A 26,426-nucleotide genomic window follows, 5' to 3' on the forward strand; every position below is an offset into this window, starting at 1 on the left:
CCGCATTAAGCGGGCTTTCTGTGGAGACCTGGCGTTCAGCGTTCCAGGTTACCGAATATGGCGCAGCGGACGGGACTCGAACCCGCGACCCCCGGCGTGACAGGCCGGTATTCTAACCGACTGAACTACCGCTGCGCGTAGCGTTGAAAGTAAATGGTGGGTGATGACGGGATCGAACCGCCGACATTCTGCTTGTAAGGCAGACGCTCTCCCAGCTGAGCTAATCACCCTTTACCTTCGTTGCGGGGCGCATTGTGCCACAGATTTTCATAAAGTGTTGATTTAATTGAATAATTTTTCAAAAAAATCTGAAAACCGATAAAACGACGCGACCTGCAGGAACAACTTGCAAACTTTGGACAGAAAAAAACCCGCGTTAAGCGGGCTTTTCCGTGGTGACCTGGCGTTCAGCGTTCCAGATAACCGAATATGGCGCAGCGGACGGGACTCGAACCCGCGACCCCCGGCGTGACAGGCCGGTATTCTAACCGACTGAACTACCGCTGCGCGTAACACTGGAAGCGAATGGTGGGTGATGACGGGATCGAACCGCCGACATTCTGCTTGTAAGGCAGACGCTCTCCCAGCTGAGCTAATCACCCTTCACTTTCGGTGTGGCGCGCATTCTACGTAGCGACCACACCTCTGGCAAGCACTTTTTTAATTAATTTTTTCAGGCCTTCCAAAGGCTTAGAGAAGGGTTGGCCTATGGCGCTGCGAAGAGAATAATGCCCCCCTTTGTATAAAGGAGAGACTCGCCCCATGTGGTTCAAAAACCTGCTTATCTATCGCCTGACCCAAGATCTGCCTTTTGATGCCGAGGCGTTGGAAACTGCACTGGCCACCAAACTGGCGCGTCCATGTGCAAGCCAGGAGTTGACCACCTACGGTTTCGTCGCGCCATTCGGCAAGGGCGAAGATGCTCCGCTGGCGCACGTCAGTGGCGACTTCCTGCTGATCGCCGCCCGTAAAGAAGAACGCATTCTGCCGGGCAGCGTCGTGCGCGACGCGGTGAAGGAAAAGGTCGAAGAGATCGAAGCCGAACAAATGCGCAAGGTCTACAAAAAGGAACGCGATCAGATCAAGGATGAAATCATCCAGGCCTTTTTGCCCCGCGCCTTTATTCGTCGTTCGTCGACTTTCGCTGCCATCGCGCCGAAACAGGGCCTGATCCTGGTCAACTCGGCCAGCCCGAAACGTGCCGAAGACCTGTTGTCCACCCTGCGTGAAGTCATCGGCACGCTGCCGGTACGTCCGCTGACCGTGAAGATGTCCCCTACCGCGACCATGACTGAATGGGTCACCACCCAGAAAGCCGCGGACGATTTCTTCGTGCTGGACGAGTGCGAGCTGCGCGACACACACGAAGACGGCGGCATCGTGCGTTGCAAGCGTCAGGACCTGACCAGCGAAGAAATACAGCTGCACCTGAGCACCGGCAAAGTGGTCACTCAGCTGTCGCTGGCCTGGCAAGACAAGCTGTCTTTCGTTCTTGACGACAAGATGGTGGTCAAGCGCCTGAAGTTCGAAGACCTGCTGCAAGACCAGGCGGAACAGGACGGTGGCGAAGAAGCCCTCGGCCAACTGGACGCCAGCTTCACCCTGATGATGCTGACATTCGGCGACTTCCTGCCAGCGCTGGTTGAAGCGTTGGGCGGCGAAGAGACTCCGCAGGGGATCTAAAAGGTAAAAGGTTATCCCTGTGGGAGCGAGCCATGTGGCGAGGGGATTTATCCCCGTCGGGCTGCGGAGCAGCCCCGGCATTTCAAAGTTAAAGCGCGTTTACGACTGCTTCGCAGCCGAACGGGGTGGTGCGGCATTCCGATAAATCCCCTCGCCACATGGCTCGCTCCCACATTGGTTTTGTGGTGTTACTCAAGAATAAGGATCAGGCCATGCGCGCACTGGCTGCATTGAGTCGTTTTGTCGGCAACACTTTCGCTTACTGGGTACTGATTTTCGCCGTCGTGGCGTTCCTGCAACCGTCCTGGTTCATCGGCCTGAAAGGCGCGATCGTGCCGCTGTTGGGCCTGGTGATGTTCGGCATGGGCCTGACCCTCAAACTCGAAGACTTCGCCGAAGTCGCTCGCCATCCATGGCGCGTGGCCCTGGGCGTGGTTGCGCATTTCGTGATCATGCCCGGTGTGGCGTGGTTACTTTGCCAGGCGTTCCACTTGCCGCCAGAGATTGCCGTTGGAGTCATCCTGGTCGGCTGCTGTCCTAGCGGCACCTCGTCGAACGTGATGACCTGGCTGGCCCGTGGCGATCTGGCGCTGTCGGTGGCCATCGCCGCTGTCACCACCCTCCTCGCCCCGCTGCTGACCCCGGCACTGATCTGGCTGCTGGCCTCTGCCTGGTTGCCGGTGTCGTTCATGGAGCTGTTCTGGTCGATCCTGCAAGTGGTGCTGCTGCCTATCGTGCTCGGCGTGGTTGCCCAGCGCGTACTCGGTGATCGGGTTCGTCACGCGGTAGAGGTGTTGCCGCTGGTGTCGGTGGTGAGCATCGTGATCATCGTCACTGCCGTGGTGGCTGCCAGCCAGGCGAAGATTGCCGAATCCGGCCTGCTGATCATGGCCGTGGTGATGCTGCACAACAGCTTTGGCTATCTGCTGGGTTACTTCACCGCAAGGCTGTTCAAGTTGCCACTGGCCCAGCGTAAATCCCTGGCGCTGGAAGTCGGCATGCAGAACTCCGGGTTGGGTGCTGCCTTGGCCAGTGCGCACTTCTCACCGCTGGCGGCGGTGCCGAGTGCGTTGTTCAGCGTCTGGCACAACATCTCCGGGGCGCTGCTTTCGACGTATTTCCGCCGGATGAGCGAAAAAGAAGATCGGGAAACTGCGGCGCAGCAGGCTATCGACTGATCCGAAAACTTGATCCCCGGGTTAATGATGGGCACTCTATTGCAAAACGCGAGGACGACCTTGCGGCTCGATCGAGTCATTAATCTGGGGACGACCCCGTCAATCGATGGGGGTCTCTCATGTCCTGGATCATTCTGTTTTTCGCCGGCCTGTTCGAAGTTGGCTGGGCCGTCGGCCTGAAATACACCGATGGCTTCAGCCGCCCTCTCCCCACCGCATTGACCGTTGCCGCCATGGCTATCAGCCTTGGCTTGCTGGGCCTTGCCATGAAGGAATTGCCGCTGGGCACGGCCTATGCGATCTGGACCGGTGTCGGTGCGGTCGGGACGGTCATTGCCGGGATCATTCTGTTCGGTGAATCCATGGCGTTGTTCAGGCTAGCCAGTGTGGCGTTGATCATTTCCGGGCTGGTTGGGCTGAAAATCAGCGCCTGACTTTACTGCCGTTACTAAAAAGCCCGCCCCCCTATTGATACTGACAGGGGGAGCGGGCTTTTTTAATGGCGTGTATTAACCGATCAGCTCTCGGCCAGCTCCATGCGTTCACGCGCCACAGGAGCCTTTTGCGCATGCTCAAGCTGCATGCAACGCTCCAGGAACAGGAACATGTAGTCGTAGCTCTTGCAGACGGCCTGACGCAATTCCATTTGCAGGGATTTGCTTGGGTTCATACCCGCCAGCGTGCAGATGATTTCCAGGGCTTCCCACGGATGGGCATCGTCGTACTGGGCATGCATTTTCAACCATTTCATGGCTCGCTTGCGATCTTCCTCCGGGAATGAGGCCGCGTAGACACCACTGGAACAGACCAGCGCCGACCACTCCCCGGTCGCACCTTCAATGGCGTAGTTGGTGGCGGCAATGGCAACGATCAGCGAATCCGACGAACTGGTGTGCCAGCACCAGTGGCTCAAGGCGTGAAGTTCAGGGACAACCTTTTGCGCTTGCAGATCTTCCAGGCTGACGCCGTGAGCACGACTCCAGTGCACCCAGTAATCGGCATGGTTCAATTCGACTCGAATGTTACGCATCAGCCAGCGACGTGCCATGTCTTCACCTGGATGGCGGGCAAAGCGAGTCTTGGTCAGGTTCTGTGCCATATATAACGCGAACTGTTCTACCACCGGCCAGCCACCAATCAGGTACTGACGCATAGTCTTTGCACTGAGTTTGTTATCACGCAGACGCTGATACAGTTCATGTTCGACAACCCGGCGCTTGCTCTCGCTGCAATCATGGATCAGGCGTTGAGCCCAGCCGGGATAACTTGCAGCTTCCATGAGCGGTCCGGTTCGGTTGAATGTGTCGATCACTGTCGAGCTCCTTTTGATTGTGATTATAAGGATCAGCAAGAGATTTCAACGGAACGTGCCAGGCGCCTTGAATAACAAAGGCTGAGGCCTGGCTGGACGACTTTGTAAACTGTCGCTGGTAAACAAATGCGGGCGTTCAATCACATACCCTTGAGCGTAATCCACCCCAATCTCCAGCAATGCCTGCTCGATCTGTGGTGTTTCAACAAACTCGGCAATCGTACGTTTACCCATAACATGACCGATGTGATTGATCACTTCGACCATGGCGCGGTTAATCGGGTCGTCCAGCATATCCTTTACGAAACTCCCGTCGATCTTCAAGAAGTCTACAGGTAAATGTTTCAAGTAGGCGAATGAGGACATTCCGGCGCAAAAGTCATCCAGCGAAAAGTGGCAGCCTAAACCTTTGAGTTCATTAATAAATTTAATTGCACTTCCGAGATTGGAAATTGCACTGGTTTCAGTGATTTCAAAACAAATCATTTCAGGCGGTATGGAGTAAGTAACAAACTGTTCACGCAGGAAGTGCAGAAAAGCCTCATCTCCGATAGTTGTGCCTGACAGATTAATCGCACACATGGCCAATGGTCCTTTGTGCTGTTCGGCTATGCAGTGGGCAATAATTTTGAAAACGTTCTGTACAACCCAGCGATCAAGGGACGTCATCAGACCATAACGCTCAGCAGCTGGAATGAAACTGTCGGGCAAAATCATGCGTCCGGCTTCGTCATGCAGGCGCAACAGAATTTCGATATGCCCACCGCCCTTCTCGATATGACCAAGAGGCGCGATTTCCTGGGCGTACAGACAGAAGCGGTCTTCTTCCAGCGCCAAGTGCAAGCGCTGCACCCAAGCCATCTCGCCGAAGCGCAGGGACAGTTCCGAATCATCGGCGTGATAGACCTGAACCCTATTGCGGCCCTTTTCCTTGGCCATGTAGCAGGCCATGTCGGCAGCGCGCAGCGAGGCTTCGAGCGTGGTCGGATTCTGAGTGACGTGAACCAGCCCGATGCTCACAGTGGTCACGAAGGGTCGGCCTTTCCAGACGAAGTGCAGGTTCTGCACGGTCTGACGCAGGCCCTCGGCGATTTTCTCGGCGGCTTCCGGGGCGCAGTTCTCCAGCAGGATGCCAAACTCGTCGCCACCCAGGCGGGCCAGGGTATCGCCTTCGCGCAAACCCGATTGCAGCAGAGCGCAGATATGCCGCAGCAACTCGTCACCCGCCGCATGGCCGCAGGTATCGTTGACCAGCTTGAACTGATCCAGATCGAGGAACATCAGCGCATGGCGCCCCGACTGCCGTGTCAGGTTGTGCAGCGCCTGTTCCAGGCGATATTCGAACTCGCGACGGTTGGCGAGCCCGGTCAAGGCGTCATGGGTCGCCTGCCAGGACAGATTGGCAATGTATTGCCGCTCCTGGGTCATGTCGTGCAGCACCAGCACCGTGCCGCTGACCTTGCCGGCATTGCGGATCGGCGCACCGACCAGGGTCACCGAAACCGTGCTGCCATCCAGGCGCTGGATCAGTTTGGAGTGTTCGCTGCCACCACTCAGCTGTCCGCTCAAAATGTGTTCGATCAACGTAAACCCATCGGCCTGAGCGTTCTCGTCCAGCAGATTGAACAGCGCCGCCAGCGGCAAACCCGTCGCCTGCTCGGCCTTCCAGTGAGTCAACGCCTCGGCGGCCGGGTTCATGTAGGCGATCTCGCCTTCGACATTCGTGGTGATCACACCATCGCCGATCGATTGCAAAGTGATTTGTGCCCGGTCTTTCTCCAACTGCAGAGCGTCGGCGAAGGCATGGCGCTGCTTGAGCAGTTTGTGCGTGCGCATCAAGGCCAGGAGGATCAAACCCAGGGCCGTGGCGAGGTTGGTCACCAGCAACACCCGCAGGATCATCCGCGAGCCTTCACCCAAGGCATCGCTGAAGGCCTTCGCCGCCGGTGTCACACTTTCGTTGATGACGAATATCTGATCCTTCCAGCGCTTGATATCAGTATCGATGGCTTGACGGGCGGTGATGCGCTGATGCATCTCCCGCGCAATGGCATCGAGTTGCACCAGATACGCATCGCCCACCCTCCAGAGGTCGATGGCTTTCTCGTGGTAACTGAAGTGCCGGAAATTGAGGTACAGCCAGATCACACTATTGATGTCATCCGGGTGGTTACCGCCCTTGAGGATCGCCACGCGCGCGGCTTCGATATTCGGCGGCTGATGATCCAGCGCCACACGCAATTCGTGGCCACCCTGAGGCACCGCAATCGCGTTCAGGTATTTGTTGAATATCGTCTCGTCGCGGCTATCGGCGTAGAGATTGAGGTAGTAGATGGCGTCTTTTTGGCCTTTGGACCAGAGGCTTTCACCGGCAACGTAGCCGCGAACCGCCGACAGAACGTACAGGCTCACGCCGCCGAGCATCGCCTGAAACAGCACGACGGCGATAAATGGCCAGACGATGCCCAACAACCGTGGCGTTCCGAGAGTCCGCGTTTGATTCATGAGATCCCTTGCATTAGCACTGCTTGCTCGTCTTCCGGACGAAATCGCTACAGCTAGACTAGGGTGCGTTCCAAGCCCCGGCAAGTGATCAACAAAAAACACCCTGCGGTCCCCTCGCGATATATATATACCGCATGGACTCTCTTCCAGGTCGTTGTAATCGGTACCGATCCCCCTGCTGTACCGCAGGGAACCAACCGAAACAAGACAAGAGAAGCCGCATCGTGCATACCCCCCCTTCAAATGGCGTTTCAAGCGCCCCAGGCACTTCATCCCCGACCACCGCTCAGGTCCATCAGGGTCAACTCCAGGACTATGAACTGTTGCGATCAGTTTTACGTGAGGAGGTGGGTTCACTGTCCAGTTTTTCCCAAATGCTACTCAGGCCACAATCCTTTTCACCCTTGCATCATGAAAGCGAAACTGGACAGGAAGCGTTACAGCAGTTGCTTGTGGATCCCGATTACCGGGCGCTGTGCAAAAAAAACAATATCTCCCCACACTATCTGATCGTCACCTTGAAAGAAGGGGCCTTTGTTTATGAGACGTCTGGTCGCGAAGGTGCAAACAAGATCGAATTGACCCTGACAGGAAACGAAAACTGGCAAGCACTTCGAACCCGGATCGAAAAGGCTGCCACCTTGCTGGGTGGACAAATTCGCTATGACCGCCTGATCTCGGCCCCCAGGATTGCCACGTTTTACGGGTTACACCCTTGGGATCCGGCCAACACCGCTAAACATCAGGCCGCCATCGACACCCTTGAAGAAAAGATCGCAAGTTTTCAATTGGGGCTCGAGGATGATTTCAACATACTGGACCTCAAACCAACTCTTAAGAAAGAAGATCGACAGGTTTCTTTTCAAGGTGTCCTGACAACCGAATCCCGTGATGAATTGCAAGGGCAGTTCATTAAAGGCGAGATTAAAAGAGTCATCCAATCGTTTCTACCTGATGGGGTTACATCCCCGCTGACCCATTTGGCCAACGACATTCTTGGGTCAGCCACGCCTGAAAAGGTAGATGTCCAGCCAACCGTTTTTCTTCAAAAGATCCTGCAAAGTCCGGAAGCCGAAAAACTGGGAACCGACTTGCTGACAATGATGGATTGGTACGGTGGAAAAATGGGCGAAGAGACCTCGCCTCATGTACGCACCAAAGTGGTAGCCCAAGCGCTGCAAATCTGGTTTAAATCGCAAACTATTGAATACCCCGACAGGATTGCCGGTTATGACCTGAAATCCAACTTAAACTGGGGGAAAAGTTACAAAGAGATATGGAGGGAATTTAAAGACCATTTATTCACATCAAAACGCGCCATCTCAAAAAAAGAAGCCACTGTCATGGCAAGGTTGTTCCTTCACGAGTTCCCAACCGAATTCCGCATCAGCGACATCCCGAAAGACCTGCCTTATAGAAGCTCCGTGGTGTGGGTAAATTTCGTACATGGTGTCAACCTCGCCCATGCCATTGATCCTGCCTTACTGCAACGTCTCAAGTTCCAGGAGTTGGTGGACTTCCCTATCAATCAAGCAGCGGGTGCCTCTGCCGACTATCTGGAATTGATCACCCTTGAACGACTGCGCCCCGCTCTGGAATGGGCGATCACCAACGGATTCCTTGAGGAAAGGAGCGATTTCGACTATTCAACCCGTGAAATCGAATTTGCCGTATCTACACTCGATGACCGCACAACAGCGTTAAAAAACGCTACCACTGATCTTGATAAGCCTCCTCCTGAAAGACTGGCGATTGCCAAGCGTGAGATGGTCAAGCTCTTCGGTCCCCACGCATTTACATCGGATGGCCACAGGCTGATAGCTGAAGCGGTACGAGCGGGCAGTATTCATGACACCCCCATTGTCAAGCATGAGACGTTCTCATTTCTTGATGTGTACGCATCCGGAGAATTTGACCAAAGCCAAAAGTGGTTTAGGACGACCCCTGACGGCAAGAACAGAAGTTCGCTCTGGATCCACCTGGATAAGGACCGAAAAATACAGATCCACAAAAACGTGATGTTTTCACACGCGTCCGTCGTTTATATGCCCGCCAACAAAGTTCTTCCTGACGCCAATGCTCTTTTTCAGGAGGAATTCAACCGCTATATCGAATTATCAAAATCCGCCTATAAAAAACTGATCAGCAGCCAACTGGCATCGTTGCCACTGGCGGATCGTCAGGCAATAGAGTATGGCACCGTAACACTGTACTGCTTGAGAAAGGCTACTTCGGGTGACTCGATAATTATCAAAAACGGAGAGTTCACTAACTCAGTCAACGCCCGCAAAGGCTTTATATTGAGAGCCACCTATCAAAACAAAAACTCATATTACGAGTGCCTACCTTCAGCCGGGGTGATTCATCCATTTACCTCGTTCGACAAAGTACTTATTGGCGGGACACTAGAACAAACACTGAATACAATCGGGCCCGTTCTTACTCAAACATTATCCTTCCCCGTCAGGACGCTACCCTTGGACTGGAATGCATATGAAACCGGCACAATCCCCATCCCTGGTGCAAGCTGCAAGGCCCTTATCCAAAGGCTGGGAAGTATACTCGAGGAAACTCCACCCGAGGATGCTGCCAACATTGTCCCTCAGACGTTATCGTCCAGGCGTTCACAAAATATAACTGGGTTGATCGCCGATAATCTTATGTTTTTCGATGAAGCACAGCTTCTTGCGTACACCCGTGGAGAAACCGAATTTGATCGCATGGAGGCCAAGACCAAGAAAGTAATCAGCACCATAAAAATGTACGTGCCATTTTGGAGCAGTATCGAAGATATCGTCTCAGGCAATGGACTTCGGATCTTTCAAGGTGTGTTTGGTTTAGTTCTGGATTTGACCACCTTCCTGATTCCTATTGGCAAGTTCGTGTCGGGCGCAATGAAACTGACAATGATGGCAGGAAAACTTGGCATCCGTGCTGCTCTACCGCGCTTTGGCAACCTGACAAAAAAACTGCTCATTGCAACGCTGCAAAACCTGCACCCTTTGGACGGCCTCCCCTCACTACTCAAATCCGGCTCCAGGCTTTCCTTGCGACTTGCCCGCAAAGGCGCGCTCCAGGTGAAGTCACTGACCGGTCGAGCCGGGCAATACAACCTCATAGGCGCCATGGCTCAATCGACAACCCCCAGCACCTGGAAGCCCTTGGCCGCAAGCGACCAACTGGCCACAGTTCGAGGAATTGAAGACATTCCCATACGTAACACGGGAACGGTTAGCACCCCAAGCTATCACCTGATAGAACCGCTATCGGGCAAGCCTTACGGTCCCCGACTAAACACCAGAACAGCAGAAGTCTCGATCGGTCGATCCGAGTACTCCACAGTGGCTGAAATCGACAACAGGGTTGTCTTCGAATTGCCAGAAAGTGCACGAGTACAGAATGTTCCCGAAGTGGATGGTCGCAGCACTTTACTGATCGATCACGTGCCTTATCGACTCGACAAAGGAGCCCTGCGGCGTGTCGATACCATTGATGCCAGTGAAACCCTTAAGCGTAAGACCTGTCGGATTCGTCGCGCCCCGGGAGACACTGTTTGTCTCAATAGCTATGTCCACGGTGAACTCGCGCCCACGCCCATACCGGGTAGCCACACAACGGTTGAAGGCTATAGTCCGTGGTTTGGTGACAAAATCTACACGCCCGCACCGGCAAAAGCGGGTCGTGACAAACCCGTTCTGGCGCTGGACGGCCAACTTTATATCGAGTCGAGGGGCGTGTGGACCCGATACGAGGGTGCCAGGAAGCCCCTGGGCCTTTCAAAACTCCAGCCCAAGGCTCGACTCGAGGGAACCATCGAGTTTCAAGAGGGGATGTACGGTCGAATCAAGGTCTCGGGTGTGTACGATGGCCTTGATGACGATCTCCGTCAGGTCGGCACATTGATCATCCAGTCAAAAACCGATGCTAAAAAGGAGTATCTGTTCACCCAACTCAACGCGACCGACTACTACTTTGCCGAGATAACAAAAGGACAGAGCCTCGCTGGCGCACATCGGTTGCAACGCATACCCGACGCCAGCCTTCAAACAGATCCGCTCTACAAGGAACTCCATACGGTCTTCATTGGCTCAATACAGGCCAACAATACCGCTCGAATCTACGGGTTGGATAAAGTGAAGCAGGCTGTCAACGCTATGAATGAGATTGCGATCCCTCTCGGTGGCTTGGCAAACCCACCTGCAAACCTGAGGCTGGTAAAGGTCGCAACCACGCCCGGCGAAGCCGTAATGTTCGACCATAGAACCCGGATGATTGTCTGCGAGTTCCCCATCACGACAAAAACCTGGACACGTACTAAAGCGGCACCGGAATCCTTGCGCCAACAAACTGCGGTAATTTTCAATGATCTCTTTCAAAAGAAGCTATTCAAAGCCGGTGAATTAAACGATCTACACATTGCCAAAACGATGAAAGAGCTTCAGAGCATTGTCAATAAAAGCAACTTCAAAACCATGAAAAACCCCAGAAATATTGGTTACGCCCAAATCACCCGCGCCGACGGCCACACCGAAGTGTATGTCAGCGTATCGGGTGCTGGTCATGACACTAACTTTTTGCCGTTGTTCAAAACACATGACACTCGGGAAGTTACGGTAGGTACTACTACCTACATCAATGTCGACTTCAAGAAAAACTTTGAAAGGACCTCGCTGAGTGTGTCAGCACAAGGCAAGCTTGAATCTATTCCTCGCACCATCCCCGACATGTCGAAGTACACCCCCGAGTTGACCCTCAGGCCTACATCGCTGGACAGCGAAAGCAAGTTGATCAAGGTTATTCGCGACAAGTACCCGGATGACGCCACCCGCGGGCCCGTTACAGTCGTCACCACCATGGCTCCGTGCGACTCCTGCTCGGTGGTGATGCAACAGTTTGCTCACACGGGCGGTAAGGATTCGTTAAAGGTGAACTTTGACTGATCCGCGCGCCTTATAACTGCTGCAAATGCCCATAAAGCTTGGCGTACAAACCACCATCGGCAATTAATTGCTGATGGTCGCCATCCTCGGCAATTTGCCCGCCGTCGAACACCAGCACCCGGTCGGCCTGCTTCACCGCGGACAACCGGTGCGCAATGATCAGGGTGGTGCGATTGCTCAGGAACCGCGCCAGCGCCTGGTGCAGGTTGTATTCGGTGGCGGCATCCAATGCCGAGGTGGCCTCGTCGAGGATCACTACCTTGGGTTCGGCCAGCACCATCCGCGCAATGGCCAGGCGTTGGCGTTGCCCGCCGGATAAACGCACCCCGGAACGTCCGACAATGCTGTCCAGGCCGTTGGGCAATTCACGAACCGTGTGGTGCAACTGAGCAATCTCCAAAGCCTGCCAGCAGGCCTCGTCACTGCGTTCACGACCCATGGTCAGGTTGGCGCGCACGGTGTCGTTGAACAGGGCCGGATGTTGCAGGACCACGGCGACGTTCTCCCGCACGGTTTCCAGGCCGATCTCTTGCTGGGTCGAGCCGCCGAAGCGGATCGTCCCGGCAAGCGGCGTGTACAGGCCCAGCAGCAACTGCACCAAGGTACTTTTTCCGCCACCGCTGGCGCCGACAATCGCGACTTTTTCGCCAGGGGCAATCGACAGGTTCATCTGGTTCAACACCAGCTCGTCGCCGTAACCGAAACTCAATCCCTGGACTTCGATACCCACGGTTTCGCGACCGTTGAACGGGTCGACACCGCCCGGGTATTCAGGCTCATCGGCCCGGGCCAGCAACTCGTTGATCCGCGACAGCGCGCCGCCGGCCGCGTAATAGGCGTATTGCAGATTCAGCAGCTGTTCCACCGGACCGATCATGAACCACAGGTAGCTGAACACCGCGAGCATCTGGCCGATGGACAGGTCGGAAAACAGCACGGTGAGCATCGCCGCCGCACGGAAAATATCGATGCCGAACTGGAACAGCAAGCCGCTGGCACGGTTCGAGGCATCGGTTTTCCACTGCGAGTTCACCGCGTAATCGCGCACTTCCCGGGCGCGCTGCCCCAGACGTCCAAGGAAAAAACCCTGACGGTTGCCGGCACGCACTTCCTGAATGGAGTCGAGGGTTTCGGTCAGCGCCTGGGTAAAGCGCGAGGTGCTGTCGTTCTCGAGTTTCTTCAGGTGCTTGACCCGTTTGCCCAGCAGTACCGTGGCGTAGATCACCAGCGGGTTGAACAGCATGATCAGCAGCGCCAGCTTCCAGTGCATCCAGATCAGAATGCTCGCGGTGCCGACCAGGGTCAGCATGGCGACCAGGAAACGGCTGAGGGTTTCGCCGACGAATTTGTCCACCGTGTCCAGGTCGGTGACCAGATGCGTGGTCACCGTGCCGCTGCCCAGGCTTTCGTATTCGCCCAGGGAAATGCGCTTGAGCCGTTCGATCAGCCGTGTGCGAATGCGATACACGATGTCCTTGGCCAGGGCCGCAAACAACTTCGCCTGAACCACGTTGAAGAACAAGGCGCCACAACGTAGCAACAAGGTCACCAGCAGCATCAGGCCGATGTAGCCCGCGGCTTTCTGCCAGTTTTCGGGCAACGCATGGTTCATGACTTTCAGTGCGGCGTCACCGTGGCCCAGCAGCACTTCGTCCACCAGCAACGGTAAGAGCAGGGGAATCGGCACGCTACACAGCGTGGCCAGCACGGCCACGCCGTTGGCGATCCACAGGGACTTCTTGTGATGCAAGGCCAAGCGACGGATTTCCGCCCAGCTTAGACGGTCGACACGTGTAGCGTTTGCGGCGTCGTCAGGCTGGTCACGCACAGGCAGCGCGCTCCAGCCAGCGGCCGAGCAACGGAGACAGTACGCTGAGCGGCTGATAGCCATTGGTCAACAGCGCCAATTGACCATTACGCTCAGCCAGCAAGGTAGGGAAACCGGCAATACCCAGGTCCTGGACCCAGGTGAAATCGGCCGCCGTTGCGGCGTGCTGATCGGCACGGTCGAACGCGGCGGCGAACTCGATGCGCGGCAGACCGGCCTGCTCTGCCAGCTCCACCAGAACACTGGCGTGAGTGACGTCGCGCCCTTCGGCGTAAAACGCGTGCTGAATCAGCCCAAGCAGTTTCCACGCACAATCCGGCGCCAGGCTGCGCGCGGTCACCAATGCCCGACAGGCAGGTTCGGTGTCGTAGACAAACCCGTCGGGCAACGCGCCTTCCAGCTTGAATGGTTGACCCGTGGCTTCGGTGACCGCTTGCCAATGCTCAAGGATGTAGCGCCGGGTGGTCGGCTCCAGCGCGGAACCGCTGCCGGTACGCAAACCACCCACCACCAGGTGCACGTCCACCCCCGCCGCTTGCGCCTGCTCGACCAGCGCGTTGGCCACCGGCGCGAAGCCCCAGCACCAGGAACACATCGGGTCCATCACATAGAGCAGGCGTTGCGCAGACATGGTTCAAGCCTCGGAAGGAGTTTGCTTGTAGTTGTAACCGATCGGGTGAGGCAGGTTGCGAGCCTTGGCCAGTTCGATCTGCTTTTGCCGGTCGATGGCACTGCGACGGGTCTTCTCGCTCAGCTTATCCCAGCAATGCGGGCAACTGATGCCGGCCACGTAGTGCTCGGATGTGCGGTCGGAGGCGCTGATCGGTGTACGACAGGCATGACATTGATCGTAGTCGCCTTCGCTGAGGTCGTGGCGCACGGTCACGCGGTTGTCGAACACGAAGCAGTCACCCTGCCATTTGGTTTCTTCCTGCGGCACCTCTTCGAGGTACTTCAGAATGCCGCCCTTGAGGTGATAGACCTCGTCGAAACCCTGGCTGAGCATGTAGCTCGACGCCTTTTCACAACGAATGCCGCCGGTGCAGAACATCGCGACTTTCTTGTGCACGGCCGGGTCGAAATTGGCTTTGATGTAGTCGGGGAATTCGCGAAAACTGGTGGTCTTCGGGTCGATGGCGCCTTCGAAGGTGCCGATCGAGACTTCGTAGTCGTTGCGGGTGTCGATCAACAGCACTTCCGGGTCGCTGATCAGCGCGTTCCAGTTCTGTGGATCGACGTAGGTGCCGACCTTTTTGTTCGGGTCTACACCTTCGACGCCGAGGGTGACGATTTCTTTCTTGAGTTTGACTTTGGTGCGATAGAACGGCTGGTCGTCGCAGTACGACTCTTTGTGGTCGATGTCGTCCATGCGCGGGTCGTTCTTGAGCCAGGCCATCAGCCCGTCAATGCCTTCGCGGCTGCCCGACACGGTGCCGTTGATGCCTTCTTCGGCGATCAGCAGCGTGCCTTTGATGCCGTTGTCGACCATCGCTTGCAGCAGCGGCTCGCGCAGGGCGACGTAATCTTCGAGGGTGACGAACTTATACAGTGCCGCCACGACAATCTGTTGTGTCATGGGTAATTCTCCAGGTGGCTACCCTCGTAAGGGGTGAACCGGATGCGAAAAAAAACGCGCCGGGTGAGCGGCGCGTTGCGGATTCTAGCAAAAACGGTGTGGTTTAGGACTGCGATCTGTAAGGTCTGGTACAAACCCTGTGGCGAGGGGATTTATCCCCGTTGGGCTGCGAAGCAGCCCTGAAATATCAGCATCTACGAGGCGTGCCAGGCAAACCGAGTTGTCTGGTTTTACGACTGCTTCGCAGCCGAACGGGGATAAATCCCCTCGCCACAACAGCCCATCAGCCCATCAACCCTTCACATTAATGCTTGCTGCCACCAGCACAGGTCGGCGAGGCCGGAGCCGCGTCGATCTGTGCCCATTCCTCTGGCGTGTAGGTATGCAGCGCCAACGCATGGAACTCGCCCATCAGCTCGCCGAGCGTGCCGTAGACTTTCTGGTGACGCTTGACGCGGTTGAGCCCTTCGAACTGCTGGCTGACCACCACGGCCTTGAAGTGGGTCTGCAACCCACGGCTGTGCATGTGGCTTTCATCCAGCACTTGCAGATGCTGCGGCTGCAACAGGCCCAGCGTCGATTCGATGCGTTGTTGCATGGTCATACCGAACTCCGCTTAAGGCTTTTTCTTGGCAGGAGCGGCGGCGCCTTTAGGCTCCAGCTCGGCGGTCATGTCAGCCAGCAGTTTGTTGACCACAGGCACGGCGCTTTCCAGCTTGGCTTGAGTCATCTGGGCCGATTGCTGAGTCAGCTGCGGCATTTTTTCCAGGACTTTCTTGCCCAGTGGCGACTGGTAGAACGCGACCAGGTCTTTCAGCTCGGATTCGCTGAAGTTGGTGGTGTAGAGCTTGACCATGTCCGGCTTCAGCTTGTTCCAGCCAATGGCTTGGTCCAACGCGGCGTTGGCTTTGGCCTGGTAGGTTTCCAGCAAGGCCTTCTTCGATTCAGGGGCTTTGGTCTGTTCAAAACGCTGAGCGAACATTTGCTGCACTTGCATGTACACCGGAGTGCCCAATTTGTCAGCGTGCGCCAGGGTCAGGAAAGCTTCGGCACTGGCGTTGTGGCTGGCGGTATCGGCAAAAACAGGGCCGCTGGCGCAAACCAGTGCAACCGCGGTACAGATGGCACGAAGACGAGTCATCGAGTTTCCTTTTCTAGCAGGCGAGGTCATTACCCCAAGGGCGACCATTCTGCACCTAAAAAAGTGTGTCACTCAACCCCAAGCCTTGTCTGGCCTGATTTAGAGGGGTTGAACGGTCAAAAAACAGACTGATGGAACCACGGCCGGCGATCACGGCCTAAACTGCGCTATCAGACCTACAGGAGTGTGCATGATGAGCCGTATCGAAACCGACAGCCTTGGCCAGGTGGAAGTCCCGGATGAAGCCTACTGGGGCGCTCAGACGCAACGCTCGCTGATTAACTTCGCCATCGGCAACGAAAAAATGCCGCTGGCGGTGCTGCATGCCCTGGCGCTGATCAAGAAAGCCGCGGCACGGGTCAATGACCGCAACGGTGACCTGCCCGCCGACATCGCTCGGCTGATCGAACAGGCCGCCGACGAAGTGCTCGACGGCAGCCATGACGACCAGTTCCCGCTGGTGGTCTGGCAGACCGGCAGCGGCACCCAGAGCAACATGAACGTCAACGAAGTGATCGCCGGTCGCGCCAACGAACTGGCCGGCAATGCTCGTGGCGGCAAATCGCCGGTTCACCCTAACGATCACGTCAATCGCTCCCAGAGTTCCAACGACTGTTTCCCGACCGCCATGCACATCGCGGCAGCCCAGGCGGTGCAACAGCAATTGCTGCCGGCAATCAGCGAACTGTCGGGCGGATTGGCCGAGCTGTCCGCGCGGCACATGAAACTGGTCAAGACCGGCCGCACCCACATGATGGACGCGACACCGATCACCTTCGGTCAGGAACTGTCGGCGTTCATCGCGCAACTGGATTACGCCGAACGGGCGATCCGCAGCGCGCTGCCGGCCGTCTGTGAACTGGCCCAGGGCGGCACCGCAGTCGGCACCGGGCTGAACTCGCCCCACGGTTTTGGCGAAGCCATCGCTGCCGAACTGGCCGCCCTCTCCGGCCTGCCGTTCGTCACCGCACCCAATAAATTCGCCGCCCTGGCTGGCCATGAGCCGCTTACCACGCTGTCCGGCGCGTTGAAAACCCTCGCCGTGACCCTGATGAAAATCGCCAACGACCTGCGCCTGCTGGGCTCCGGGCCGCGAGCAGGCTTCGCCGAAGTCAAACTGCCGGCCAACGAACCGGGCAGCTCGATCATGCCGGGCAAGGTCAATCCGACTCAGTGCGAAGCCCTGTCGATGCTGGCGTGTCAGGTATTGGGCAACGACGTCGCCATCGGGTTTGCCGCAAGTCAGGGGCACCTGCAACTGAACGTGTTCAAACCGGTGATCATCCACAACCTGCTGCAATCGATCCGCTTGCTCGGAGATGGCTGCAGCAACTTCCAGCAGCATTGCATCGCCGGTCTGGAACCGGATGCAGAAAAAATGGCTGAACATCTGGAGCGTGGGTTGATGTTGGTGACGGCGCTGAATCCGCACATTGGTTATGACAAGTCGGCGGAAATCGCCAAGAAGGCTTACGCAGAAGGGCTGACCCTGCGTGAGGCGGCGTTGCAGTTGGGGTATCTGACGGATGAAGAGTTTGACGCGTGGGTAAGGCCGGAGAATATGCTTGAGGCCGGTGCCAAGGGCTGACCTGACTGATCGTTCCCACGCTCTGCGTGGGAATGCAGCGCGGGACGCTCCGCGTCCCTGCCGAAGCGGATGCGGAGCGTCCATTGAGGCATTCCCACGCAGAGCGTGGGAACGATCATCCGACCGCTATTCGGGCCTTTCGAGCCCTGAGCCCCGCAATCAACGACGGCCCCAACGCCACCAGCGCTGATCCCAGCACCACCAGCACCGCCCCGCCATACCCCAGACCATTGATCGTCTCGGCATGCACATAGTCCGGCCACATCCATGCGGCCACAGCCACCGCAGCAAACGTCACCAACGGCGTAATCGCCAGCGTCGCACTGACCCGCGATGCCTCCCAATGCGCCAGGGCCTCGGCAAACGCACCGTAGGCGATCAGGGTGTTCATGCAGCACGCCAGCAGTAGCCAACCTTGCAGCGGGCTCAGTTGCAGCGCTTCCAGCGGATGCACCCACGGCGTCAGCAACAGCGCGCAGAACAGGTAGATCACCATCATCACCTGCAGCGAATTCCACACCGTGAGCAATTGCTTCTGGCCCAAGGCGTAGAACGTCCAGACCGTGGACGCCAACAGCACCAACAGCACGCCGGCGGTGTAATCGGTCAGCGAGGTCAGCAGCTCGGCCAGCCGCTGATTGAAAAACAGGGCAAAGCCGATCAACAGCACCAGCAGGCCAATCCCCTGCCCCACGCTGAACCGTTCCTTGAACACAAACAGACTGGCGATCAACAACATGATCGGGCCCATCTGCACCACCAGTTGCGCGGTGCCGGGGCTCAGCAGGTTCAGGCCCATCAGGTACAGCACGTAGTTGCCCACCAGGCCGAGCACCGCCATCACCACTAACCAGCCACCACGCGGCCCGAGCACCTTGCGGCTCGGCAGGCGTTTGGTCGCCGCCAGATAAATGAACAGGCAGCCGCCGGATACGATCAGGCGAAACCAGGTCACCGTCACCGGGTCCATCACCAGCAGCACTTGCTTGAGTTTGATTGGCAGGATTCCCCACAGCAACGCGGTCACCAAGGCCAGGAACAGACCGTAAACCCAGCGACCCGATGAAATGTGCATTGCGAACCCCGAAGCCAAGTGGCGAGAACGGTCATTCTAGGCTTAGAGCTGTTCGGCACACAGGGACAGTTGGGCGCTGGCCGCGAATGAAACTGTGCAGGTCGCACCATTAAATTGGCGCTATGCCGTCGATCGGTTGGCCAGGCGTTGCAAGTGGTTCATGCATAAGCTCATGGGATTCGCCAACAGGTACATTCCTCAGGAGATCGCCATGTACGGCAAGCGCGCCCAGGACAATGCCCCCGCCACTCACTTTCGCTGTGACCGGATGTGTCGTGTGAATGGGGAGTTGTATTTCAGCACCCGGGAAAACACCCTTGAGGGGCCGTTTGAAAACCCGGAGAAGTTGGCGCGGGAGGTACAGGCTTACATTGAGCGGATGCTGGTTTTGCGGATGAGCTTATAGACCGCGGCGCGGCCTTCGCGAGCAAGCCCGCTCCCACATTGGATCTATATCGCGCATCAGATCACTGTGGGAGCGGGCTTGCTCGCGAAGGCGATTAACCAGGCAACAAAAATCTTCCGGATTTAACGCACAGCTTCAAACAACCCGGTCGCCCCCATCCCGCCACCCACACACATGGTGACGATGCCGTAACGCACGTTGCGGCGCTGCAATTCACGCACCAGATGCCCGACCTGACGCGAGCCGGTCATGCCGAACGGATGACCGATGGAAATCGAGCCGCCATTGACGTTGTACTTGTCGTTATCGATCTCCAGCCGAATGCGGCTGTACAGGCACTGGGACGCAAACGCTTCGTTGAGTTCCCACAGATCAATGTCGGAAATCCGCAAACCCTTTGCCTTGAGCAACTTCGGCACCGAAAACACCGGGCCGATGCCCATTTCATCCGGCTCGCAACCGGCCACGGTGAAACCACGGAAGAACGCCTTGGGCTTCAACCCCAGTTGCAGTGCTTTTTCCAGGCTCATCACCAGCGTCATCGACGCGCCATCGGACAACTGCGAAGAATTGCCCGCCGTCACCGAACCGTCTTCGGCAAACACTGGTTTCAATCCCGCCAGGCTTTCCAGGGTGGTGTCCGGGCGATTGCAGTCATCGTGATCGACGATGCCGTCAAGGATCTGCACCTGACCGGTGGCTTTGTCTTCAACCCGATACTTCACCGCCATCGGCACGATTTCGTCGTCAAACAATCTATCGGCCTGTGCCTGAGCAGTACGTTGCTGACTTTGCAGCGCGTACAGATCCTGTTCTTCACGAGTGACGTCGTAACGACGAGCGACGATTTCAGCCGTCTGGCCCATCGGGAAATAGATACCGGGCACCTGCTCTTTCAGCAGCGGATTGATCAGGTTGTCGGTGTTGATGCTTTTCATGGTCAGGCTGATCGACTCGACGCCACCGGCGACGATGATGTCGCTGCAACCCGAGGCAATCTGATTGGCGGCGATGGCGATCGCCTGCAAGCCCGAGGAGCAAAAACGGTTGAGGGTCATGCCGGCAGTGCCGGTGCCCAGGCGCGACAGCACCGCGATGTTGCGTCCGATGTTGAAGCCCTGGCCCCCTTCGTTGGAACCGGCCCCGACGATACAGTCCTCAACACTGGCCGGATCGATGCCCGAGCGCGCCAGCAGCGCATTGACGCAATGGGCCGCCATGTCGTCCGGGCGGGTCAGGTTGAACTTGCCGCGAAAGGACTTGGCCAGGCCGGTCCGCACGCTGTCGACGATCACCACTTCACGCATGGCATACCTCATTGTTGTTGTCGGTTGGGAGTGGACCGAGCATAAGTCCACTGCATTACCGACCGCGACAATCATTCACCCCGCGTATGCGTAACCATCGCTCACTTCTTGTGCTGCTTCACTTTCCTGTCGTGCTTATCGGACTTTTCGAACGCCTCTTCCAGCGCCAGATTGATGGTGCGCAGGACTTTGACCCGCGCCCAGCGCTTGTCGTTGGCTTCCACCAGCGTCCAGGGCGAGATCTCGGTGCTGGTGCGATCGACCATGTCACCGACCGCCGCGCGGTAGTCGTCCCATTTATCACGATTGCGCCAGTCATCTTCGGTGATCTTGAAACGCTTGAAGGGAATTTCTTCCCGCGCCTGGAAGCGCTCCAGTTGTGTCTGCTTGTCGATGGCCAGCCAGAACTTGACCACGATCACCCCCGCCTCGGCGATCAGCTCTTCAAAATCATTGATTTCACTGTAGGCCCGCAACCAGTCAGTCGGCGGGCAGAAGCCTTCGACGCGTTCCACCAGCACCCGCCCGTACCACGAACGATCGAACATCGTGAACTTGCCCTTGGCCGGGATGTGTCGCCAGAACCGCCACAGATAAGGCTGCGCACGTTCCTCTTCGGTGGGCGCGGCGATCGGCACGATGCTGTACTGGCGTGGATCGAGGGCTGCCGCGACCCGGCGAATCGCCCCGCCCTTGCCTGCCGCATCATTGCCCTCGAACACCGCCACCAAGGCATGTCGACGCATGCGTTTGTCGCGCATCAGGCCGGAGAATCGTGCCTGTTCGGTAATCAATTGTTCTTCGTAATCGTCCTTGTCCAGGTGCTGGGTCAAATCCAGGCTGTCGAGCAGGTTCAGTTGATCGACATGGATGGGCAACGGCGCGGCATTGACCTTGTCGGGATGGACCTCGGCACGCTTCAGAGCATTTTGCAGGCCTTCGAGCAGGATCTTGCCCACTGCCAGGCTGCGGTAATGAGGGTCCACCCCTTCGATCACATGCCAAGGCGCATAGTCGCGGCTGGTACGGCGCAACACGCGCTCGCCGTATTTCACGAATTTGTCGTAGGTTTGCGATTGTTGCCAGTCCAGCGGACTGATGCGCCAACTGTGCAGCGGGTCATCCGCCAGGGCCTTGAGCCGCGCCTTCATTTGCTTCTTGGAGAGGTGGAACCAGAACTTGAAGATCAACGCGCCTTCGTCGCAGAGCATTTTTTCAAAGCGTTCGGATTGGTTGATGACCTGATCCAGCACCGGGTCCTTGAACAAGCCATGAACCCGGCCTTGCAGCATCTGGCTGTACCAGTTGCCGAAGAAAATCCCCATGCGGCCCTTGGCCGGAAGCATCCGCCAGTAGCGCCAGGCCGGTGGCCGCGCCAGCTCTTCGTCGGTCTGCTGATCGAACGTGCGGACCTCGATCAGGCGTGGGTCCATCCATTCGTTGAGCAACTTGACCGTCTCGCCCTTGCCGGCGCCTTCGATGCCATTGATCAGAATGATCACCGGAAAGCGGCGCTGCTGGTGCAGTTCGAACTGCGCTTCGAGCAAGGCTTCGCGCAGGACCGGTTCTTCGGCGTCGTAGGTTTCTTTGTCGATGGCGTGACCGATTTCGGCGGATTCGAACATGGGACGGCTCCTTCCAGGATTGAGCAAGACTAGCGGATTGGGCCGATAGTCAGCAGAGAAAATTCCCTATGGTTTTAATGCTGTTCACTTAAGCGCGGCGTCCATATTTGTGGCGAGGGGATTTATCGGAATGCCGCACCACCCCGTTCGGCTGCGAAGCAGTCGTAATCCAGACAACTTAGTCTGTCTGAAAAGACGCTGGGGCCGCTTCGCAGCCCAACGGGGCGGTGCGACGTTTCGCTAAATCCCCTCGCCACAGAAAGCTCGCTCTCTCCACAAAAATGACGATTGTCCCTGACACTTCCAACGTGGCACTTGCCATGGATCAAGCACCGCCCCGGCGATCGGCTAGAATGGCCGCCTTGCCGTTGCCGAGCCTGCCATGAAACCTGTATTGCCCCACGCCCAGCTCGACTGGGACGACCAAGGGCTCCCGCGTTCGCGGGTGTTCGATGATGTGTATTTCTCCGACCTGTCGGGGCTGGACGAAACCCGCTACGTATTCCTTGAGCAGAACGCTTTGCGTGAACGCTTTGCCGCGTTGCCTGCGGGCGGTCGCTTGGTGATTGGCGAGACCGGTTTCGGCACCGGGCTGAATTTCCTTTGCGCCTGGCAGCTGTTCGAACAGCACGCGGTGGCCGGGGCGCGGCTGCATTTTGTCAGTGTCGAAAAGTACCCGCTAAGCTTGCCCGATCTGCAGCGTGCCTTGGCCTTGTGGCCGGAGCTCAAACCGTTTGCCGATCAACTGCTGAGGCAATACGTCGCGATCCACCCAGGCTTCCAGCGCCTGGTGCTGGACAACGGCCGCGTGACCCTGACCCTGCTGATCGGCGATGCGATGGAACAATTGCCACAACTCGACGCGCAGATCGATGCCTGGTTTCTCGACGGTTTTGCACCGGCGAAAAATCCTGACATGTGGACCGCCGAGATGTTCGCCGAATTGGCACGTCTGGCGGCCCCCGGCTCGACCATCAGCACCTTCACCAGCACCGGTTGGGTACGCCGTCTGCTGAATGCGGCGGGCTTCAAGATGAAGCGCACGCCCGGCATCGGCCACAAATGGGAAATCCTGCGGGGCGTGTTTCTCGGCTGGCCTGAAGAAGTCCCGGCGCCCGCTGCGGCCAAACCATGGTTCACGCGCCCGACGCCGCTGACTGGCGAACGTCGGGCACTGGTGATCGGCGCCGGCCTGGCCGGTTGCGCCACGGCCGCCAGTCTCGCGGCGCGGGGTTGGCACGTCAGTCTGCTGGAGCGTCACAATGCACTGGCGCAGGAAGCCTCGGGCAATCCACAGGGCGTGCTGTACCTCAAGCTTTCGGCCCATGGCACCGCGTTGTCGCAGTTGATTGTCAGTGGTTTCGGTCACACCCGGCGTTTGCTCGAACATTTGCAACGGGGCGTCGACTGGGACGATTGCGGGGTCTTGCAACTGGCCTTCAACGCCAAGGAAGCCGAGCGTCAAGCGCAATTGGCCGCCGCCTTTTCGCCAGATCTGGTGCACCTGCTCGATCAACCGCAAGCCCAGATTCAGGCCGGCATCGCCCTGGAGCACGGCGGATTATTCTTCCCGGAGGGCGGCTGGGTTCATCCGCCGGCGTTGTGCCATTGGCAGGCATCTTCGGCGAACATCCAGTGGCTGCCCCATCGCCATGTCCTGGAACTGCGCAAGGTTGATGATCAATGGCAGGCCTGGGACGGTGATGATTTGCTGGCCAGTGCCCCCGTGGTGATCCTGGCCGGCGCCGCCGAGATCAAGCGTTTCCCTCAAAGCGCCGAGCTGCCCCTCAAACGCATTCGTGGCCAGATCACCCGACTGGCGCAAACCCCTGAAAGCCAGAGCCTGGCCACCGTCGTCTGCGCCGAAGGCTATGTGGCGCCGGCTCGACTGGGCGAACACACCCTCGGCGCCAGCTTCGACTTCAAGAGCGATGACCTGACCCCGACCCTCGCCGAACACCTCGGCAACCTGGCCTTGCTCGAGGAAATCTCCCCCGACCTGGCCACGCGACTGCATGCACAGGCACTGGACCCGCAACAGCTTGAAGGACGCGCCGCGTTCCGCTGCACCAGCCCAGACTACCTGCCGATCGTTGGTCCGTTGGCCGAACCCGCGGCCTTCGCCGATGCCTATGCCGTACTGAGCAAGGACGCCCGGCAAATCCCGAACATTCCCTGCCCCTGGCTTGAGGGTTTTTACGTCAACAGCGGTCATGGTTCTCGCGGCTTGATCACCGCGCCACTGTCGGGTGAATTGCTCGCGGCATGGCTCGAAAACGAACCGCTGCCCTTGCCCAGAACGGTCGCCGAGGCCTGCCATCCCAACCGTTTCGCCGTGCGCCAATTGGTCCGCGGAAAAGTCTGACGGCGCGCCTTATAACTTATCGGTCTAAAACTCCAGGGATTCAGCCGGGTCAGTTTCTGAGTATCCGCCGTTTTTGGCGCGGTATCGATTGACCCTCCCCAACGGAAAAACCGGTAAGGAATTTATGTGCGGATTAGCTGGCGAGTTACGTTTTGATCATCAACCTGCAGACCTTGCAGCCATTGAGCGAATCACCCATCACCTGGCCCCTCGCGGCCCTGACGCATGGGGCTTTCATGCCCAAGGGCCGATTGCCCTGGGCCATCGACGCCTGAAAATCATGGACCTGTCGGACGGCTCGGCGCAGCCGATGATCGACAACCCACTGGGCTTGTCCCTGGCCTTCAACGGCGCGATCTACAACTTCCCGGAACTGCGCACCGAGCTTGAAAGCCTCGGTTATGCCTTCTATTCCGGTGGCGACACCGAAGTGCTGCTCAAGGGCTATCACGCTTGGGGCGAAGCCTTGCTGCCCAAGCTCAACGGCATGTTCGCCTTCGCCATCTGGGAGCGCGATGCCCAACGCCTGTTCATCGCTCGTGACCGTCTCGGCGTGAAGCCGCTGTACCTGTCGCGCACCGGCCAGCGCCTGCGCTTTGCCTCGGCACTGCCGGCGTTACTCAAGGGCGGCGACATCAACCCGATCCTCGACCCGGTGGCACTCAATCATTATCTGAATTTCCACGCCGTGGTTCCGGCCCCACGCACCTTGCTGGCCGGCATCGAAAAACTGCCACCGGCGACCTGGATGCGCATCGAAGCCGATGGCACCACTGAGCAGAAAACCTGGTGGACCCTGCCCTACGGCCCACACGCCGACGAGATGAATCTGACACTCGAAGACTGGCGAGACCGTGTACTCGACAGCACCCGTGACGCGGTGGCGATCCGTCAACGTGCCGCAGTCGACGTCGGTGTGCTGCTGTCGGGCGGTGTCGATTCGAGCCTGCTGGTCGGTCTGTTGCGTGAAGTCGGTGTTGAAAACCTGTCGACCTTCTCCATCGGTTTCCAGGATGCCGGCGGCGAGCGCGGCGACGAGTTCCAGTATTCGGACCTGATCGCCAAGCACTACGGCACGCAGCATCACCAATTGCGCATCGACGAAAAAGAGATCATCGAGCAATTGCCCGCAGCGTTCCGCGCCATGAGCGAACCGATGGTCAGTCATGACTGCATCGCCTTCTATCTGCTGTCCCGCGAAGTGGCCAAGCATTGCAAAGTGGTGCAGAGCGGCCAAGGCGCGGACGAGTTGTTCGCCGGTTATCACTGGTACCCACAAGTCGACGGTGCCGAAGATCCGTACGCCGCCTATCGCGATGCGTTTTTCGACCGTAGCTACGACGACTACGCCGCCACCGTGCAGCCGAAATGGCTGACAGCGAACGACGCAGCTGGTGACTTCGTGAAGGAACATTTCGCACAGCCCGGCGCTGATGCGGCGGTGGACAAAGCCCTGCGTCTGGACAGCACGATCATGCTGGTGGACGACCCGGTCAAACGCGTCGACAACATGACCATGGCCTGGGGCCTGGAAGCGCGCACACCGTTTCTCGACTATCGCCTGGTGGAATTGTCGGCCCGTGTGCCGGGCAAATTCAAACTGCCGGATGGCGGCAAGCAAGTCTTGAAAGAAGCGGCGCGGTTGGTGATTCCGAGTGAAGTGATCGATCGCAAGAAAGGTTACTTCCCGGTGCCGGGCCTGAAGCATTTGCAGGGCGACACGCTGAACTGGGTGCGCGAACTGCTGCTCGATCCGAGTCAGGATCGCGGCTTGTTCAAACCGGAGATGCTCGACCGCCTGCTGACCGATCCACAAGGTCAATTGACCCCGTTGCGCGGTTCCAAGCTGTGGCAATTGGCGGCCCTGAACCTGTGGCTCAGCGAACAAGGAATCTGA

18 protein-coding genes and 4 tRNA genes are annotated in these 26,426 nt (G+C 57.7%); 8 read left to right on the forward strand and 14 right to left on the reverse strand.

Annotated elements, in window-relative coordinates; translation table 11 throughout:
- Positions 1-58: 58 nt before the first annotated feature.
- The 4 genes from DFS28_RS28135 to DFS28_RS28150 form a co-directional block, all read right to left on the reverse strand.
- A tRNA-Asp gene (locus DFS28_RS28135) sits at positions 59-135 on the reverse strand.
- A gap of 19 nt (positions 136-154) precedes the next feature.
- A tRNA-Val gene (locus DFS28_RS28140) sits at positions 155-230 on the reverse strand.
- Between the two features lie 200 nt (positions 231-430).
- A tRNA-Asp gene (locus DFS28_RS28145) sits at positions 431-507 on the reverse strand.
- Between the two features lie 19 nt (positions 508-526).
- Positions 527-602: transfer RNA gene (locus DFS28_RS28150), tRNA-Val, on the reverse strand.
- Positions 603-762: 160 nt separating this feature from the next.
- Between DFS28_RS28150 and rdgC the strand changes: the two genes are divergently transcribed.
- The 3 genes from rdgC to sugE all read left to right on the forward strand — a co-directional run bounded on the left by rdgC (position 763) and on the right by sugE (position 3,295).
- Positions 763-1,683, forward strand: a complete 921-nt coding sequence (gene rdgC, locus DFS28_RS28155) for a recombination-associated protein RdgC (RefSeq protein WP_008151195.1) — start codon at positions 763-765, stop codon at positions 1,681-1,683.
- Positions 1,684-1,895: 212 nt separating this feature from the next.
- Positions 1,896-2,861, forward strand: coding sequence for a bile acid:sodium symporter family protein (locus DFS28_RS28160; protein ID WP_111452388.1), 966 nt, complete (start codon positions 1,896-1,898; stop codon positions 2,859-2,861).
- A gap of 119 nt (positions 2,862-2,980) precedes the next feature.
- Positions 2,981-3,295: a quaternary ammonium compound efflux SMR transporter SugE gene (sugE, locus tag DFS28_RS28165; RefSeq protein ID WP_008151200.1), complete on the forward strand. Its 315-nt coding sequence runs from the start codon at positions 2,981-2,983 to the stop codon at positions 3,293-3,295.
- Positions 3,296-3,378: 83 nt separating this feature from the next.
- Here sugE and DFS28_RS28170 read toward each other — a convergent pair whose 3' ends face one another.
- Positions 3,379-4,140: an iron-containing redox enzyme family protein gene (locus DFS28_RS28170; RefSeq protein ID WP_256365201.1), complete on the reverse strand. Its 762-nt coding sequence runs from the start codon at positions 4,138-4,140 to the stop codon at positions 3,379-3,381.
- Positions 4,141-4,218: 78 nt separating this feature from the next.
- Positions 4,219-6,678, reverse strand: a complete 2,460-nt coding sequence (locus DFS28_RS28175; protein WP_111452390.1) for an EAL domain-containing protein — start codon at positions 6,676-6,678, stop codon at positions 4,219-4,221.
- A gap of 224 nt (positions 6,679-6,902) precedes the next feature.
- On the opposite strand from DFS28_RS28175, the gene DFS28_RS28180 reads away from it, so the two are divergent.
- Positions 6,903-11,618, forward strand: a complete 4,716-nt coding sequence (locus tag DFS28_RS28180) for a deaminase domain-containing protein (RefSeq protein ID WP_158539700.1) — start codon at positions 6,903-6,905, stop codon at positions 11,616-11,618.
- A gap of 10 nt (positions 11,619-11,628) precedes the next feature.
- Here the strand turns inward: DFS28_RS28180 and DFS28_RS28185 are convergent, their stop codons facing one another.
- The 5 genes from DFS28_RS28185 to DFS28_RS28205 form a co-directional block, all read right to left on the reverse strand.
- The gene (locus DFS28_RS28185; protein ID WP_111452392.1) at positions 11,629-13,446 is read right to left on the reverse strand and encodes an ABC transporter ATP-binding protein; all 1,818 of its coding nucleotides are present in this window, start codon (positions 13,444-13,446) and stop codon (positions 11,629-11,631) included.
- Complete coding sequence (locus DFS28_RS28190) at positions 13,439-14,041, reverse strand: DsbA family protein (protein ID WP_177327861.1); 603 nt, start codon at positions 14,039-14,041, stop codon at positions 13,439-13,441. The genes DFS28_RS28185 and DFS28_RS28190 overlap by 8 nt, the downstream gene beginning before the upstream one ends.
- 39 nt (positions 14,042-14,080) lie before the next feature.
- Positions 14,081-15,022 (reverse strand): rhodanese-related sulfurtransferase, encoded by a 942-nt coding sequence (locus tag DFS28_RS28195; RefSeq protein WP_111452393.1) that lies wholly within the window; start codon positions 15,020-15,022, stop codon positions 14,081-14,083.
- A gap of 304 nt (positions 15,023-15,326) precedes the next feature.
- Positions 15,327-15,626, reverse strand: a complete 300-nt coding sequence (locus tag DFS28_RS28200) for a BolA family transcriptional regulator (RefSeq protein WP_008151216.1) — start codon at positions 15,624-15,626, stop codon at positions 15,327-15,329.
- Positions 15,627-15,638: 12 nt separating this feature from the next.
- Positions 15,639-16,163 (reverse strand): DUF2059 domain-containing protein, encoded by a 525-nt coding sequence (locus DFS28_RS28205; protein ID WP_033055281.1) that lies wholly within the window; start codon positions 16,161-16,163, stop codon positions 15,639-15,641.
- 193 nt (positions 16,164-16,356) lie between these two features.
- On the opposite strand from DFS28_RS28205, the gene DFS28_RS28210 reads away from it, so the two are divergent.
- Complete coding sequence (locus DFS28_RS28210; RefSeq protein WP_033053219.1) at positions 16,357-17,751, forward strand: class II fumarate hydratase; 1,395 nt, start codon at positions 16,357-16,359, stop codon at positions 17,749-17,751.
- A 115-nt stretch (positions 17,752-17,866) separates the two neighbouring features.
- On the opposite strand, the gene DFS28_RS28215 is transcribed toward DFS28_RS28210, so the two are convergent.
- Positions 17,867-18,826, reverse strand: a complete 960-nt coding sequence (locus DFS28_RS28215; RefSeq protein ID WP_111452394.1) for a DMT family transporter — start codon at positions 18,824-18,826, stop codon at positions 17,867-17,869.
- A gap of 211 nt (positions 18,827-19,037) precedes the next feature.
- Between DFS28_RS28215 and DFS28_RS28220 the strand changes: the two genes are divergently transcribed.
- Positions 19,038-19,232: a DUF6316 family protein gene (locus DFS28_RS28220; protein ID WP_111452406.1), complete on the forward strand. Its 195-nt coding sequence runs from the start codon at positions 19,038-19,040 to the stop codon at positions 19,230-19,232.
- A gap of 122 nt (positions 19,233-19,354) precedes the next feature.
- Here the strand turns inward: DFS28_RS28220 and DFS28_RS28225 are convergent, their stop codons facing one another.
- Positions 19,355-20,539 (reverse strand): thiolase family protein, encoded by a 1,185-nt coding sequence (locus tag DFS28_RS28225; protein WP_111452395.1) that lies wholly within the window; start codon positions 20,537-20,539, stop codon positions 19,355-19,357.
- A 101-nt stretch (positions 20,540-20,640) separates the two neighbouring features.
- Positions 20,641-22,164, reverse strand: a complete 1,524-nt coding sequence (gene pap, locus DFS28_RS28230) for a polyphosphate:AMP phosphotransferase (protein WP_111452396.1) — start codon at positions 22,162-22,164, stop codon at positions 20,641-20,643.
- A 382-nt stretch (positions 22,165-22,546) separates the two neighbouring features.
- Here pap and mnmC point away from each other — a divergent pair, with 382 nt between their 5' ends.
- On the forward strand, positions 22,547-24,529 hold the full coding sequence (gene mnmC, locus DFS28_RS28240; protein WP_111452398.1) for a bifunctional tRNA (5-methylaminomethyl-2-thiouridine)(34)-methyltransferase MnmD/FAD-dependent 5-carboxymethylaminomethyl-2-thiouridine(34) oxidoreductase MnmC: 1,983 nt from the start codon (positions 22,547-22,549) through the stop codon (positions 24,527-24,529).
- Positions 24,530-24,653: 124 nt separating this feature from the next.
- Positions 24,654-26,426 (forward strand): N-acetylglutaminylglutamine amidotransferase, encoded by a 1,773-nt coding sequence (locus tag DFS28_RS28245; protein ID WP_111452399.1) that lies wholly within the window; start codon positions 24,654-24,656, stop codon positions 26,424-26,426.

The sequence above is a fragment of the Pseudomonas sp. 478 genome, from assembly GCF_003254125.1.
In the GTDB taxonomy this organism is placed as follows: Bacteria; Pseudomonadota; Gammaproteobacteria; order Pseudomonadales; family Pseudomonadaceae; genus Aquipseudomonas.

What these genes read in the sequence shown, in the direction of transcription:
- DFS28_RS28205 (WP_033055281.1), bottom strand. Translation starts at nt 16,163, where the DNA reads ATGACTCGTCTTCGTGCCATCTGTACCGCGGTTGCACTGGTTTGCGCC.
- sugE (WP_008151200.1), top strand. Translation starts at nt 2,981, where the DNA reads ATGTCCTGGATCATTCTGTTTTTCGCCGGCCTGTTCGAAGTTGGCTGG.
- DFS28_RS28170 (WP_256365201.1), bottom strand. Translation starts at nt 4,140, where the DNA reads ATGGAAGCTGCAAGTTATCCCGGCTGGGCTCAACGCCTGATCCATGAT.
- DFS28_RS28190 (WP_177327861.1), bottom strand. Translation starts at nt 14,041, where the DNA reads ATGTGTTCCTGGTGCTGGGGCTTCGCGCCGGTGGCCAACGCGCTGGTC.
- DFS28_RS28245 (WP_111452399.1), top strand. Translation starts at nt 24,654, where the DNA reads ATGTGCGGATTAGCTGGCGAGTTACGTTTTGATCATCAACCTGCAGAC.
- DFS28_RS28175 (WP_111452390.1), bottom strand. Translation starts at nt 6,678, where the DNA reads ATGAATCAAACGCGGACTCTCGGAACGCCACGGTTGTTGGGCATCGTC.
- mnmC (WP_111452398.1), top strand. Translation starts at nt 22,547, where the DNA reads ATGAAACCTGTATTGCCCCACGCCCAGCTCGACTGGGACGACCAAGGG.
- DFS28_RS28200 (WP_008151216.1), bottom strand. Translation starts at nt 15,626, where the DNA reads ATGACCATGCAACAACGCATCGAATCGACGCTGGGCCTGTTGCAGCCG.
- DFS28_RS28195 (WP_111452393.1), bottom strand. Translation starts at nt 15,022, where the DNA reads ATGACACAACAGATTGTCGTGGCGGCACTGTATAAGTTCGTCACCCTC.
- pap (WP_111452396.1), bottom strand. Translation starts at nt 22,164, where the DNA reads ATGTTCGAATCCGCCGAAATCGGTCACGCCATCGACAAAGAAACCTAC.
- rdgC (WP_008151195.1), top strand. Translation starts at nt 763, where the DNA reads ATGTGGTTCAAAAACCTGCTTATCTATCGCCTGACCCAAGATCTGCCT.
- DFS28_RS28220 (WP_111452406.1), top strand. Translation starts at nt 19,038, where the DNA reads ATGTACGGCAAGCGCGCCCAGGACAATGCCCCCGCCACTCACTTTCGC.
- DFS28_RS28215 (WP_111452394.1), bottom strand. Translation starts at nt 18,826, where the DNA reads ATGCACATTTCATCGGGTCGCTGGGTTTACGGTCTGTTCCTGGCCTTG.
- DFS28_RS28225 (WP_111452395.1), bottom strand. Translation starts at nt 20,539, where the DNA reads ATGCGTGAAGTGGTGATCGTCGACAGCGTGCGGACCGGCCTGGCCAAG.
- DFS28_RS28210 (WP_033053219.1), top strand. Translation starts at nt 16,357, where the DNA reads ATGAGCCGTATCGAAACCGACAGCCTTGGCCAGGTGGAAGTCCCGGAT.
- DFS28_RS28160 (WP_111452388.1), top strand. Translation starts at nt 1,896, where the DNA reads ATGCGCGCACTGGCTGCATTGAGTCGTTTTGTCGGCAACACTTTCGCT.